This window comes from Pseudomonas xantholysinigenes (assembly GCF_014268885.2).
Classification (GTDB): domain Bacteria; phylum Pseudomonadota; class Gammaproteobacteria; order Pseudomonadales; family Pseudomonadaceae; genus Aquipseudomonas; species Aquipseudomonas xantholysinigenes.
This window is the reverse complement of the sequence record NZ_CP077095.1, coordinates 1,883,139-1,897,441: the sequence shown is the minus strand read 5'-3', so window position 1 is coordinate 1,897,441 and position 14,303 is coordinate 1,883,139. Positions and strand designations below refer to the sequence as shown.

General features: G+C 66.4%; 12 protein-coding genes. 2 read left to right on the top strand and 10 right to left on the bottom strand.

Features of this window, described 5'->3' with window-relative positions; genetic code table 11:
* The first annotated feature begins 53 nt into the window (after positions 1-53).
* Both HU772_RS25225 and HU772_RS08550 read left to right on the top strand, forming a co-directional pair.
* Positions 54-833 (top strand): methyl-accepting chemotaxis protein, encoded by a 780-nt coding sequence (locus tag HU772_RS25225; RefSeq protein ID WP_437182430.1) that lies wholly within the window; start codon positions 54-56, stop codon positions 831-833.
* Positions 834-927: 94 nt separating this feature from the next.
* Positions 928-2,091: an MFS transporter gene (locus HU772_RS08550; RefSeq protein WP_186659892.1), complete on the top strand. Its 1,164-nt coding sequence runs from the start codon at positions 928-930 to the stop codon at positions 2,089-2,091.
* Positions 2,092-2,154: 63 nt separating this feature from the next.
* On the opposite strand, the gene HU772_RS08545 is transcribed toward HU772_RS08550, so the two are convergent.
* The 10 genes from HU772_RS08545 to HU772_RS08500 form a co-directional block, all read right to left on the bottom strand.
* Entirely contained in the window at positions 2,155-3,969 is a 1,815-nt protein-coding gene (locus HU772_RS08545; RefSeq protein ID WP_186659890.1) for an ABC transporter ATP-binding protein/permease, read from the bottom strand.
* 473 nt (positions 3,970-4,442) lie between these two features.
* Complete coding sequence (locus tag HU772_RS08540) at positions 4,443-4,643, bottom strand: formate dehydrogenase subunit delta (protein ID WP_186659888.1); 201 nt, start codon at positions 4,641-4,643, stop codon at positions 4,443-4,445.
* Positions 4,640-7,516, bottom strand: coding sequence for a formate dehydrogenase subunit alpha (gene fdhF, locus HU772_RS08535; protein WP_186659886.1), 2,877 nt, complete (start codon positions 7,514-7,516; stop codon positions 4,640-4,642). Before fdhF ends, HU772_RS08540 begins: the two co-directional genes overlap by 4 nt.
* Positions 7,513-9,057 (bottom strand): formate dehydrogenase beta subunit, encoded by a 1,545-nt coding sequence (locus HU772_RS08530; RefSeq protein ID WP_186659884.1) that lies wholly within the window; start codon positions 9,055-9,057, stop codon positions 7,513-7,515. The genes fdhF and HU772_RS08530 overlap by 4 nt, the downstream gene beginning before the upstream one ends.
* Positions 9,051-9,536 carry a formate dehydrogenase subunit gamma gene (locus HU772_RS08525; protein WP_186659882.1) on the bottom strand — a complete coding sequence of 162 codons (486 nt, stop codon included), beginning with the start codon at positions 9,534-9,536 and terminating at the stop codon, positions 9,051-9,053. Before HU772_RS08525 ends, HU772_RS08530 begins: the two co-directional genes overlap by 7 nt.
* Before the next feature lie 764 nt (positions 9,537-10,300).
* Positions 10,301-11,458: a glutathionylspermidine synthase family protein gene (locus HU772_RS08520; protein WP_186659880.1), complete on the bottom strand. Its 1,158-nt coding sequence runs from the start codon at positions 11,456-11,458 to the stop codon at positions 10,301-10,303.
* A 2-nt stretch (positions 11,459-11,460) separates the two neighbouring features.
* The gene (locus HU772_RS08515; RefSeq protein ID WP_186659878.1) at positions 11,461-12,213 is read right to left on the bottom strand and encodes a DUF1190 domain-containing protein; all 753 of its coding nucleotides are present in this window, start codon (positions 12,211-12,213) and stop codon (positions 11,461-11,463) included.
* Positions 12,214-12,238: 25 nt separating this feature from the next.
* Positions 12,239-12,664: a DUF350 domain-containing protein gene (locus HU772_RS08510; RefSeq protein WP_134690110.1), complete on the bottom strand. Its 426-nt coding sequence runs from the start codon at positions 12,662-12,664 to the stop codon at positions 12,239-12,241.
* Between the two features lie 12 nt (positions 12,665-12,676).
* On the bottom strand, positions 12,677-13,336 hold the full coding sequence (locus HU772_RS08505) for a DUF2491 family protein (RefSeq protein WP_186659876.1): 660 nt from the start codon (positions 13,334-13,336) through the stop codon (positions 12,677-12,679).
* A 248-nt stretch (positions 13,337-13,584) separates the two neighbouring features.
* Positions 13,585-14,286, bottom strand: coding sequence for a PspA/IM30 family protein (locus HU772_RS08500; protein WP_186659874.1), 702 nt, complete (start codon positions 14,284-14,286; stop codon positions 13,585-13,587).
* Positions 14,287-14,303 lie beyond the last annotated feature (17 nt).

Genomic DNA, 14,303 nt, shown 5'->3' with positions numbered 1-14,303 from the left:
GTATCGGCGCGGCCTCGACCAACCTGCACGAGGCCTCGCGCAGCAACAGTGCGATGGCCGGCGACATGAACGAAGCCGCCGGGCGCCAACGTGAGGCGGTGGAGCTGGTGTCCACCGCGTTCAACCAGATGGTCGCCACCGCCAACGAGGTGGCGCGCTCGTGCAGCAGCGCGGCGGATGCCGCCGAGCACGGCCATCGCCGGGTCGCCGAAGGCAAGCAGCAGATCGAAGCGACCACCGACAACGTCAATCGCCTGGGCCGGCGCCTGAGCGAGTCGTCCCAGGCGATGGTCGAGCTGGAGGAAGGCAGCCGCAGCATCAACCAGATCCTCGGCACCATCCGCGCCATCGCCGAGCAGACCAACCTGCTGGCGCTCAATGCCGCCATCGAGGCGGCGCGGGCCGGCGACCAGGGCCGTGGATTCGCCGTGGTGGCCGACGAGGTGCGCGCGCTGGCCAAGCGCACCGCCGACTCCACCGGCGAGATCGACCAGCTGCTCAACACCCTGGGCGACAAGACCCAGGAAGTCTCGCAGAAGATGGAAAGCTGCCTGGACCTGTCGCGGGCCAGCGTGACCTCGATCGCAAGTGCGCGGGACAGCTTCGAGGGCATCCAGCTGTCGGTGAACGAGATTCGCGACCAGAACCTGCAGATTTCCGCCGCCGCCGAGGAACAGCACAGCGTGGCCGAGGAGATCAACCGGCATATCCAGCAAATCTACGACGAGGCGCGGCTGGTGGAGGGGCTGGCCAGTTCGGCCCAGGCCGATTCCGGCAGGCTGGCGCTGTTGTCGGACGAGCTGAATGGGTTGGTCGGGCGGTTCAAGTCCTGACTTTTGGCTTCAGCCTTTACCCAGGCCCTGTAGGAGTGCCTGGCTCGAGGGCGGCATCGGCTACAGTGAAGGCGACGCCATCCTCGAGAGCAGCATGCCCAACCATCACGCCATCCCCCGTAGCGTCTGGGCCTTGGGCTTCGTCTCGATGCTCATGGACATTTCCTCGGAAATGATCCACGCCCTGCTGCCGCTGTACATGGTCGGCGTGCTGGGTACCTCGGTGCTGGCGGTGGGCCTGATCGAAGGCATCGCCGAAGCCACGGCGTCGATCACCAAGGTGTTTTCCGGCGCCCTCAGCGACCGCCTGGGCCAGCGCAAGTTGCTCACGGCGGTCGGCTACGGCCTGGCCGCCGTGAGCAAGCCGGTGTTCCCGCTGGCCTCCGGCCTGGAATGGCTGACCGCCGCGCGCTTCGTCGACCGCATCGGCAAAGGCATCCGTGGCGCACCGCGGGATGCGCTGATCGCCGACATCACTCCGACCGAACTGCGCGGCGCGGCCTTTGGCCTGCGCCAGGCGCTGGATACCGTGGGCGCGTTCATCGGCCCGCTGCTGGCGATCCTGCTGATGTGGCTGACCGCCAGCCATTTCCAGACAGTGTTCTGGGCTGCAGTGATCCCGGCGCTCCTGGCCGTGTACGTGCTGCTGGTGTTCGTTCGCGAGCCCGCTGGCAGCGCCGCAAGCCGGCCGCACGCGCCCCTGGCGCTACGCGAACTGGCGAACCTGGGCCCCGCCTATTGGCGGCTGGTGCTGCTGGCCACCTTGTTCACCCTGGCGCGCTTCAGCGAGGCGTTCCTGCTGCTGCGCGGCCAGGCCCTGGGATTACCGGCGTTGTGGGCACCCGGGGTGCTGGTGGTGATGTCACTGGCGTTCTCGCTGTCGGCCTACCCCGCCGGGGCGCTGTCGGACCGAGTCGGCCGGCGTGGCGTGCTGATGACCGGGCTGGGCTTGCTGGTCCTGGCCGACCTGGCCCTGGCGCTGCTGCCGGGCTGGGCAGGCCTGGCCCTGGGTGTCGGCTTGTGGGGGCTGCACCTGGGCTTCAGCCAGGGCGTTTTCGCCGCGCTGATCGCCGATCATGCCCCGGCGCACCTGCGCGGGACGGCGTTCGGGGTGTTCAACCTGCTGACCGGGGTGGCGCTGCTGGTGGCCAGCGTGCTGGCGGGCGGGCTGTGGGATGGGTTGGGCTACCAGGCGACGTTCATGGCTGGCGCCGTGTTCGCATTGGTCACGCTGGCCGGGCTGTGGCTAACCCGCTGACACCGCCGCAGGCGCCTTGCCGGCAAGGCTGGCTCCTACGGCATTTGTAGCCTGGCTGACGAATCAGGCGGGTGCTTGAACCGCTTGCTGCTCCAGCAGCGACCAGCCCCCCTGCCCGTCCACTTCCAGGCGATGGGAATGGAACCCCGCCAGCGTGCCACGATGGCCGACACTGACCAGCAGGCTGCCCGGCATTTCCCGGCGCAGCAGGCCATACAGCGCATGCTCCAGCCCTTCGTCCATGGCCGAGGTGGACTCGTCGAGGAACACCACCTGCGGCCGGTTGAACAATACCCGGGCAAAAGCCAGCCGCTGCTGCTCACCGATCGACAGGATGCGCGACCAATCGCGCGCCTCACCAAGCCGTTCGACCAGGTGCGCCAGGTTGACCTGCTCCAGCGCCTGGCGCATACGCCCGTCGTCCGCCGGCAGGCCATCGGCCGGGTAGGCAATGGCGGTGCGCAGGTCGCCCAGGGGCAGGTATGGGCGCTGGGCGAGGAACAACGCCTGCTGCCCCAGCGGTCGCCGCACCTCGCCTTCGGCATAGGGCCAGAGCCCGGCCAAGGCACGCAACAAGGTGGTCTTGCCACTGCCCGACGGCCCCTTGATCAGCAGCGCCTGGCCGGCCCGCAGGTTGAGGTGCAGGTCGGCGATCAGTGCATGCCCATCCGGGCGCAGCACCTGCAGCCCCTGGATGTCCAGGGCATGGGCCTGCTCGACGGTGGTCACCCGTGGCAAGGCACCGGCCTGCTGGTTGGCATCGAGGAAGCCGGTCAGACGGTCGAGGGTGGCGCGGTACTGGGCGAAGGTGTCGTAGGACTCACGGAAGAACGACAGCGAGTCCTGCACCTGGCCAAACGCCTGGGCGGTCTGCATCACATCGCCCAGCTTGATCGCGCCGCTGAAGAAGCGTGGCGCCTGGAGAATGAACGGGAACACCACGGCGACCTGGCTGACGCCGAGGTTGAAGCCGCTGAACTTGAGGTTTCGGAACACCAGCGCCCAGGCATTGCCGATCAAGGTGAAGAACCGGCCCAGCAAGGTGCCCCGCTCCACCTGCGCGCCCTGGTAGAAGGCGATGTTCTCGGCGTTCTCGCGCAGGCGCATCAATGCGTAGCGGAAGTTGGCGGTGAACTTTTCGTTGAGGAAATTCAGGCGAATCAGCGGCTGGCCGAGGCGGAAGGCGATCCAGGTGGCGATCAGCACATAGACGTACACCGCGAACACCATGGCCCGTGGTACCTCGATACCCGCCACGGTCAGCGGCGCCGACAGCCCCCAGAGGATGCCGGTGAAGGCCACCAGCGACACCAGCGCGCTGACCGCCCCCAGCGCCAGCGACACGGAACCGGTGACGAAGGCGTTCACATCCAGTTCGATACGCTGGTCGGGGTTGTCCACCGGCTCGGCGAGAAACTGCCCACGGTAGTAGGCATCGCCATGCATCCAGTCGGCGGTCAGGCGCTCGGTGAGCCACACCCGCCAGCGGATATTGAAGGCCTGGGTGACGTAGAAGGTGAACAGCGAGCGCAGGACATGAATGGTCGCCAGCACCGCGAACACGCCAAGCAGGTACCAGAACGCGGTCTGATCGAGGGCCTGCAAGGCACTGTAGAAGCCGTTGTACCAGAACGAGAACAGCACGTTCAGACGTACCGAGAACAGCGTCAGCACCAGCAACAAGGCGAAGGCCAGCAGTGGCCGCCAGCTGCGCCGCCAACTGAAATAAGGGCCGGCCAATTGCCAGAACTGCGCGCCCCAACGGGTATAGCGCACCGCCAGCAGGGCGGTGATGGTGAAGCAGACCAAGGTGATCGATGAGGCGATTGCCAGCCAGCGCAGGCTCTCCTGCAAGGCCTGATGCCAGTTCATGTCCATGGTGGGATTCCGTGACGGTGTTTTTGCGAGCGTAGCATTGGTGCAGGAATTGCCCTGCAAACATGACGGACTCTTCATGTTGCTCAAGCCTGGCTAATCGCCAGGCCAGCGTTATCAGGGGTCGAGCCATGCCCTGCAACGGCCTTGCCGAGATGTCTCAACCTGGCGCGATCCCTGTAGGAGCGGCCTTGTGTCGCGAAAGGGCCGCAAAGCGGCCCCGGCGATCTTTGCAACAACGCTGAAATCCCGGGGCTGCTGCGCAGCCCTTTCGCGACACAAGGCCGCTCCTACAGGTACAGCGCTGGCTCCAAGGCACAGGTGAACCTGTGGGAGCGGGTTCACCCGCGAACACCGGCAGAGCCGGTGCCATCCACTGCGTTGCCTGGTTCGCGGCGGTCCGACAAGCCCGCTCCCACAAGCGATCACATCAGATCGAGGAATCTGAGCAAAAGCATCGCTGCCACGGTGATTGGCTACAGCGCCTCGCGCACCTTCGGGTCAAGCCCCTCCCCGGCATGAGCCTCGACCCACACCGCCAACTGCCGACGCATGGCCGGCGTCCAGAAGCTCTGCAGGTGCTGCCTCACGCCCTGCACCGCCTTGGCGTGATCCGGCTCGCTGTCGAAGTAGTGGGCGATCTGGTTGGCCATCTTCACCAGGTTGTCACTGCTCATCGACGCACCTCTACCTTGTCCGCCTGACGCCGCTCCTTGAGCAAGCGCTGCTGCTCGTCACTGAAATGCTGATAGCGCTTCTGCCACTCCGACGGCTGGAACACCTTCGCCACCTCCACCGCGGTGACCTTGTATTCCGGGCAGTTGGTGGCCCAGTCGGAGTTGTCGGTGGTGATCACGTTGGCGCCGGATTCGGGGAAATGGAAGGTGGTATACACCACCCCCGGGGCCACCCGGCCGCTGACCCTGGCGCGTAGCACGCTCTGCCCGGAGCGGCTGCCGATGCCCACCCAGTCGCCGTCGCTGATGCCACGGCTCTCGGCGTCGCTGGGATGGATTTCCAGGCGGTCCTCGTCGTGCCAGGCGACGTTGCCAGTGCGGCGGGTCTGGGCGCCGACGTTGTACTGGCTGAGGATGCGCCCGGTGGTCAGCAGCAACGGGTAACGGCTGTTGACCTTTTCGTCGGTGGGCACGTAGCCGGTGAGCATGAAGCGCCCCTTGCCGCGCACGAACTGCTCGATGTGCATGGTCGGCGTGCCATCGGGCGCGGCCTCGTTGCACGGCCACTGCAGGCTGCCGTGGCGCTCCAGTTCGGCATAGCTGACGCGGTGGAAGCTAGGCGTCAGGCGGGCGATCTCGTCCATGATCGCCGACGGGTCAGGATAGTGCATGGGGTAGCCCAGCGCGCCGGCCAGGGCCACGGTGGCCTCCCAGTCGGCCTTGCCGGCCAGTGGCTCCATCACCTTGCGCACCCGCGAGATCCGCCGCTCGGCGTTGGTGAAGGTGCCGTCCTTCTCGAGGAACGAGCTGCCCGGCAGGAACACATGGGCGAACTTGGCCGTTTCGTTGAGGAAAATATCCTGCACCACCACGCACTCCATCGCCAGCAACGCGGCGGTGACGTGCTGGGTGTTGGGGTCGCTCTGGGCGATGTCTTCGCCCTGGCAGTACAGCGCCTTGAAGCTGCCGTCGAGCGCGGCCTCGAACATGTTCGGTATGCGCAGCCCGGGGTCGGGTTGCAGGGTCACGCCCCAGGCCTGCTCGAACTCGGCGCGCACGCTGGCATTGGAGATATGCCGGTAGCCGGGTAATTCATGGGGGAACGAGCCCATGTCGCAGGAACCCTGCACGTTGTTCTGCCCGCGCAGCGGGTTCACCCCTACCCCTTCGCGGCCGATGTTGCCGGTGGCCATGGCCAGGTTGGCGATGCCCATCACCGCGGTGCTGCCCTGGCTGTGCTCGGTGACGCCCAGGCCGTAGTAGATCGCCGCGTTGCCAGCGCTGGCATACAGCCGGGCGGCGGCGCGGATCTGCTCGGCAGGCACGCCGCACACCGGGCCAAGCACCTCGGGCGCGTTGTCCGCCAGGGCGACGAAATCACGCCAGCGGGCGAAGTCCTCGGTCTCGCAGCGGGCGTCGATGAAGCGCTGGTCGAGCAGGCCTTCACTGACGATCACATGGGCCAGGGCATTGAGCATGGCCACGTTGGTGCCGGGGCGCAGTTGCAGGTGCAGTTCGGCGCGGGCATGGGGCGAGTCGACCAGGTCGATGCGCCGCGGGTCGATGACGATCAGCCGCGCGCCCTGGCGCAGGCGCCGCTTGAGCTGCGCGCCGAATACCGGGTGGGCGTCGGTGGGGTTGGCGCCGATCACCAGGATCACGTCGGCCTGCATCACCGAGTCGAAGCTCTGGGTACCGGCGGATTCGCCGAGGGTCTGCTTGAGGCCATAGCCGGTGGGCGAATGGCAGACCCGCGCGCAGGTATCGACGTTGTTGTTGCCGAACGCCGTGCGCACCAGTTTCTGCACCAGGTAGGCTTCCTCGTTGGTGCAACGGCTGGAAGTGATGCCACCAATGGAATCGTGCCCGTACTTGAGCTGGATGCGCCGCAGCTCGCTGGCGGCATAGGCCACCGCCTCGTCCCAGCTGACTTCCTGCCAGGGGTCTTCGAGACGCTTGCGGATCATCGGCTTGGTGATGCGGTCCGGATGGGTGGCATAGCCCCAGGCGAAGCGCCCCTTGACGCAGGCGTGGCCGTGGTTGGCGCCGCCGTGCTTGTCCGGGACCATGCGCACCAGTTGGTCACCCTTCATCTCGGCGCGCAGCGAGCAACCCACGCCGCAATAGGCGCAGGTGGTGGTCACCGCGCGCTCGGGCTGGCCGAGCTGGATCAGGCTCTTCTCGCTCAGGGTCGCCGTCGGGCAGGCCTGTACACAGGCACCGCACGACACGCATTCGGACTCGAGGAAGTTGTCGCCGCCCGCCGCCGCCACCCGCGAGGCGAAGCCGCGCCCGGTGATGGTCAGGGCGAAGGTGCCCTGGATCTCTTCGCAGGCGCGCACGCAGCGGTTGCAGACGATGCACTTGCTCGGCTCGTAATCGAAGTATGGGTTGGACACGTCCTTCTGTTCGGCCAGGTGGTTGGCGCCGTAGTAGCCATAGCGCACCTCGCGCAGGCCGACTTGGCCGGCGACCGTCTGCAGCTCGCAGTTGCCGTTGGCCGAGCAGGTCAGGCAATCCAACGGATGGTCGGAGATGTACAGCTCCATCACGTTGCGCCGCAGGTCGGCCAGCCGCGGCGTCTGCGTGCGCACCACCATGCCCTCGCCCACCGGGGTGGTGCAGGAGGCCGGGTAGCCGCGCATGCCGTCGATCTCGACCATGCACATGCGGCACGAACCAAAGGCCTCGAGGCTGTCGGTGGCGCACAGCTTGGGGATGCTGGTGCCGAGCATGGCCGCGGCGCGCATCACCGAAGTGCCAGCCGGCACGCTGATCGCGCGACCGTCGATGACCAGGCTGACCTGCACCTCGCTGACGCGCTCGGGGGTACCCAGGTCGGCGGCCTGGCGGGGGTCGAAGTAGTTGATCATGGCGTGGCCTCCAGGCCGAAATCGGCGGGGAAGTACTTGAGCGCGCTGGCCACCGGGTAGGCGGTCATGCCGCCCATGGCGCACAGCGAACCGTACTGCAACGTGTCGCACAGATCGCGCAGCAACCCGGCCTGGCTTTCGCGGTAGGCCGGGTCGCTGCTGGCGATCAGCCGGTCGACCACCTCCACGCCACGGGTCGAGCCGATTCGGCACGGCGTGCACTTGCCGCAGGACTCCTCGGCGCAGAACCGCAGGGCAAAACGGGCCATGCCGGCCATGTTCAAGGTGTCGTCGGCCAGTACCACGCCACCGTGCCCGAGCATCGCGCCGATGGCGGCGAATGCCTCGTAGTCCAGCGGCGTGTCGAACTGTTCGGGCGGCACCCAGGCCCCCAACGGCCCACCGACCTGCGCCGCCTTGATCGGCCGGCCACTGGCGGTGCCGCCGCCGTAGCCTTCCACCAGCTCACGCAAGGTCAGGCCAAAAGCGCGCTCCACCAGGCCGCCATGGCGGATATTGCCGGCCAGTTGGAACGGCAAGGTGCCCAGCGAACGGCCCATGCCGAAATCGCGGTAGAACGCCGCGCCCTTGGCCAGGATGATCGGCACCGACGCCAGGGTGAGCACGTTGTGCACCAGCGTTGGCTGGCCGAACAGGCCCTCCAGCGCGGGCAGCGGCGGCTTGGCGCGGACAATGCCACGCTTGCCTTCCAGGGATTCGAGCAGCGCGGTCTCCTCGCCGCAGATATAGGCGCCCGCGCCTACTCGTACCTGCAGATCGAAGGCCACGCCGTTGCCGGCAACGTCCAGGTAACCCGCCTCACGGGCCAGCAGGATGGCCTCGTTCAAGCTGCGAATCGCATCCGGATACTCCGAGCGCACATAGATAAAGCCCTGGCTCGCGCCCACGGCGAGGCCGGCGATGATCATGCCCTCGATCAGCAGGAACGGATCGCCCTCCATCAGCATGCGGTCAGCGAAGGTGCCGGAGTCGCCCTCGTCCGCATTGCACACCACGTACTTCTGCGTGGCCTGGGCCTGACGCACGGTGCGCCACTTGATCCCCGCCGGGAACGCCGCGCCGCCACGGCCGCGCAGGCCGGATTCGAGCACGGCGGCGACCACTTCGTCGGCCTCCATCAGGGTGGCCTGGCGCAGCCCCTCGAAACCGCCGTTGGCGTGATAGTCGTCCAGCGACAGTGGCCGGGTGATGCCGGCACGGGCGAACAACAGGCGTTGCTGGGTCTTCAGATAAGGCATTTCCTCGACCGGCCCCAGCGCCAGCGGGTGACCGATGGCATTGGTCACCAGGGCATCGAGCAGGCCGGGTACATCCTCGACGGTAACCGGGCCGAACCCCTGGCGAGCGTGGTCAGTCTCCAACTCGACCAGCGGCTCCAGCCAATACAGGCCCCGGGCGCTGGTGCGCTTGATATGCAGCGGCAACTGGCGACGGGCGGCTTCGCCGAGCAACGCCTCGGCCACCTGGTCGGCGCCGACGGCACGGGCCAAGGAGTCACAGGGAATGCACAGGTTCAACATGCCTTCAGCTCCTCACGGCAGCCGGCCACCAGGGCGCGCAGGCGTTCAGGGGTGACCCGGGCATACAACTGGCCATCGAGTTCGAGGGCCGGCGAACAGGCGCAGGCGCCCAGGCAGTAGACCGGGCGCAGATCGAGTGCTCCGTCTTCGCTAACGCCATGGTCATCCAGCCCCAATTGCTCGCGCAGCTGCGCGGCCAACGCTTCGGCGCCACGGCTCTGGCAGGATTCGGCGCGGCACAGGCGCAAGGTATGGCGCGCAGGCGGCGTGGTACGGAAGTCGTGGTAGAAGCTGATCACCCCGCGCACCTCGGCCAGGCTGAGGTTAAGGGCATGGGCAATTTCGCCGACGGCAAGGTCGGGAATGTAGCCGACGCCGCCCTGGATGGCGTGGAGGATCGGCAGCAGCGCGCCGGGAGTATCCTTCTCGCGGGCCAGGACGCGTTGGATCAATGGCAGGTGCTTCAACTCATCAGGCATACAGCAGACCTCGGCAGCCCGGACCGGCCTGCGTGGCGGACCAGTGTCCGGCGGTGTTCAGCTGTGGTGCGTTGGCCAAGTCACGGTGGCGCCAGGCCAGGCACCCTCCTTGCCCCCGTCCATGCGTCTTGTTGCGCTCGGTCCACGGGCATCCTCAGAGCATGGCAGTTCTTGCGCGAAACGGTTGTGCGCGGGCGACCCGGCGCGTCCTGAAACCGACTATCGCCGGCAAGCCCCGCAACGACCGCGCGCCCACAGGGCAAGCGCATGACCTGAGGCCAGTACCAACCCTGAGGGAGCGGCTTTAGCCGCGAACACCGGCGCAGCCGGTGCCAAACACCGCGTTGCTTGCTTCGCGGGTAAACCCGCTCCCACAGGTGTAGTGCATGGTTTGAGGTCAGCGCGGTCCCTGTGGCAGCGGCTTTAGCCGCGAACACCGGCGCAGCCGGTGCCAAACACCGCGTTGCTTGCTTCGCGGGCAAGCCCGCTCCCACAGGGCAAGCGCATGACCTGAGACCAGTACCAGCCCTGTGGGAGCGGCTTTAGCCGCGAACACCGGTGCAGCCGGTGCCAAACACCACGTTGCTTGCTTCGCGGGTAAACCCGCTCCCACAGGGCAAGCGCATGACCTGAGACCAGTACCAGCCCTGTGGGAGCGGCTTTAGCCGCGAACACCGGTGCAGCAGTTGCCAGGCACCGCGTTGTTTGCATCGCGGGCAAGCCCACAGGGCCACATGGTAGCTCTTCAGCAAAGGCGCAAGTGCTCAGTCCACCACCACATGGGGCAGGAAGCGCGAGCTGTCCTTGGTGATCAGCGTGTCGTCTTCACGGATGCCGATCCCCGCAGCGAGGTCGCCGATCACCCATGAACCGATCAGGGTGTAGCTGTCGCCGAACTTCGGCAATGGCGCGAAGCCCTGCAGGATGTAGGGGGCATCGTCGTAGGGTCCATCCTCGAATACCCGCTGGTCGTCAGCGGTACGGATGTCCACATTGGCCCCCTCGCGGGAGAAGTACGGCTTGCGCACCCAGCCCTTGGGCACCGGGCGGCGCGGGTCGTCGTCGACGAACGCCGGCAGCAGGTTCGGGTGCCCTTCATGCCATTCCCACAGCAACGGCAGGATGCCCTTGTTGGAGATCAGCGCCTTCCACGCCGGCTCGACGAACTGGGTGTCGCAGCCGGCGATGGCCTGGCCGAAATCCTCGTGGAAGATATGCTCCCAGGCATGCAGCTTGAACAGGCGTGGAATCGCTCGGCCTTCAAGGTCGACGAAGCGCCCCTCGCCGTTCAGGCCGATGTCCTCGAGGTCGATATGCCGGGTACTGATGCCTACGTGCCCGGCCATCTTGCGCAGAAAATCGGTGGTGCCGCGGTCCTCGACGGAGCCGGCGATGGCCGCGAAGTAGAACGGGCTTTCCCGCTCGAAAGCGGCAAAGGCACGTACCAGGTCCTCGGCCAGGGTGTTGAACTGACTGGCATGGGCCGGCAGCACGCCGCGCTCGATCTGCTGCTCCAGCCAGATCAACTGGAACGCCGCCGCCTCGTACAGCGAAGTCGGCGTGTCGTAGTTGGCCTCGATCAGCTTGGCCGGGCCATGGCCGTCGTAGCTGAAGTCGAAGCGACCATAGAGGTGCGGCTGGCGCTCTTTCCACGAACGGCGCACCAGGTCGAAGAACGCCGGCGGGATCGCCAGGCGGGTCATCAACGCCTCGCTGTCGACGATACGCTCGACCGCATCCAGGCACAGCGCGTGCAGTTCTTGCGTGGGTGCCTCGAGGTCACGACTGACCTGGGCCTCGCTGAACTGGTAATAGCCGCGCTCGTCCCAGTAGCGCTCGCCATCGATCGTGTGGAAGGCGAACCCTTCGCGCTCGGCAGTGGCGCGCCAGTCGGGGCGCTCGTCGCAGTGGACCTTGCGCATGCTCAACCGCCGAAACTGAAGCCGCCGCTGCTCTTGCCGCCCCAGCCGCTGCGCGCAGTGGCCTGGCTGCCGAAGCCGCCGCGGGAGATCGACGAGGACACACTGGAGCGGGTCGAGGTACTGGATTTGTAGTTGCGACCGCTGGAACTGCCGGAGTAATAGCTGCCATAGCTGCCGCCACTCTGCTGAGCCTGGTCGGAGCGCTCGAAGCGCTTGCCCTGGTCGATCTGCTGGCCAAGGGTGCTGTTGCGGTATCCACCACTGCTGTCACGGTACTGGTAGACCGGCTGCGAGTAGTACTGGCGGTTGCCGCCGCTGAGCACCTGGCCGAGCAGCAGGCCGGTGAGCAAGCCGTTGAAGTTGCTGCCGCCACTGCTGGCCTGGCCGCTGTTCTCGACTTGGGCGCGGGCCGCATCGACCTGCGACTGGCTGACTTCGCCAGACACCGCCAGCTCGAAACCACCGAGGCGTGGCATGTAGCGACCATCGCTGGTGACCTGGCAATAATCCGGCACGAAGTCGGCCTCGCAGGCAGCCTGGTCGCCGTAGGTCGGGGCAATGCGACGGTGGTCGGCCAACGCCTGCATGTAGGCATCGGAACACACGTCTACCGGCACCTTGTCATCGACACAGGCCTGGACGGTGGTGTAGTTGCTACGCTTGCTGACGGTGTAGGTGTCCTCCGGCGCGCTGCAGGCGGTGAGCGCCAGCGGCAGGGAACTGGCCAGCACCAGCTTGACGGAACTGCGTCTCATGAATGGCTCCTTGCGCGCAAACGGCTCAGACCGACGGGGTCATGCAGGCCGAGTTGAGGAAGCCCACGCTGATGGCCACGGCGGCGGCGTAGATCGCGGCGGCCATCTCGCCCTTGGCGATACGGCTGGCCAGGCCCTTGAGCACCAGGCTGGTAAGGGCGAAGGCCAGCAGTTGCACCACCGCGGCGATCACCACCCAGACCACGAAGTCGAGCAGGCTGACGCTGTAGGCGATGATGTTGCTGGCCGGCAACGAGAAGCCAATCAGCGCGCCGCCCAGGGCGATGGCCGCGGCACTGTTGTTGTCGCGGATAAGGGCGAATTCGCGGTGTGGAGTGAGGTGCGTGTAGATGAACTGGAACAGCCAGAACAGCACCAGGGCCACGCTGATGTAGAGGATGAAGCCGATCACTGCCTGGGCGTTGAGCGACATGCGAAGTGCGTCGAGCATGGTGAGTCCTTGTCAGATGACGTTGAAGTCCGTTGATTGCAGGGTGACCCCCACCGAAGTGGTCAGGCTGACATTACCGTCCTCGTCTTCCTCCACCGACAACAGGAGGAATTCTCGGCGTTCGGTCAGGCCGGTCTCGCGGGCATACAGCATCGACAGGTGCTGGATGCGGTAGCTGGTTTCCGGGCTGCTGACCCATTCGCTGATCGGCGTCAGTTCGGTCTGCCCTTCCTCGCTGCCCCACTGGCGGACGAACTCGTAACCCTCGTGCTCGTAGTACGGCAGGCCGATGTTCGACTCGGGGCCGACCAGGCGCTTGAGCTCGGCATCGCTGTTGATCGGCAGCACGCTGTAGTAGCCGAACAGGATGATATCGCGCACATCGTCGGCGGACGCGCCGTTCATCACCACCTGCAGCCAGTAGTCTTCGTCTTCCATATAGAAGCGCGCCAAACGCACCGATTGGCCGAGGTCGACTTCACCGACGGCCCAGACTACTTCCTGCGCGGGCACTTCCAGCTCGCTATGGCCATCAAGCAGCAGCTTGAGCGAAGGATCGAGCTTGAGCATGCGCCCGCTGCCCAGGCCGAACGGCAGATTGCCGGGGGTTTGCTGACTGCTGGCGGCAGGTTTTGGGGCTTCGAAGCCCATGAAACGTTTCAACCAACCCACGGGGCATCTCCTGGGTGAGGGAGGGACGGAACGGGGCCAAGGCTGGCGCTGAAGCGAACAGGCAGGGCCTGTGAAGAAGGCGACATTGGTATCCCTGGGGTCGCGGCAGTCCGTTGGCGGGGGCGACACGATACTGTTTTTCGTACGCGCCGCCAACGGGTCTGGGGCAAGCCCGCTCCCACAAAGCCGGTGTAGATTTACCCGTGGGAGCGGGCTTGCCCTGCGATAAGGCCGGCCCGCTCAGCGGATCACTCCGCCGGCTTGGCCGCCTTGGCCTTCAAGCGCGCCAGCACATCGTCGGCGCCGCTGTTGCTGGCACCGATGCCGGCGGCCTTCAGGCGTGCCTCCAGATCGCTGCCATCGGCCTTGCTGGCCAGCTCTGCCGCCGCTTCCAGCTCGGCGGCGCGCTCGCTCTGGCGCTTCTTGATGCGGTCCAGCGAACCCACCGCGGTCTCCAGGCTGCCATTGGCGCCACCGCTGGCCGACGCCGCGCTGACCTGGGCGCGCTGCACGCTCTCACGGGCCTTGACCAGGTCAACCTGCTGCTTGAGGCCCTTGATCTGCGCCTCGGTCTTGCTCACGGTGGCGGTCAGGGTCGCCACCGACGTACCGAACTGGTCGGCCAGTGCCTGTTCGGCATCGCGCTGGTTGGTCAGGTCGGCGATGCGCGCCGCGCACTCATGGGCCAGGCCTTCCTCGCCCTTGTCCAGGGCGGCGATGGCTTTCTGTTCCCAGTCGCCGATGGTCTTGTCGAACTCGCCGATGCGCTGCTGCGCAGTCTTGTGCTTGGCCATGATCTTGACCAGCTGGTTGCGCGCATCGATCAGGTTGTTGTCGGCGTCGCGGATCTCCTGGTCGAGGATGCGCAGGGCTTGGGAGTCGACGATTGCTTCACCGACTTCCGAAGCGCCACCACGCAGGGCGGTCACGATCTTTTTCAACAGGCTCATGGTAAATCTCCGGGCAA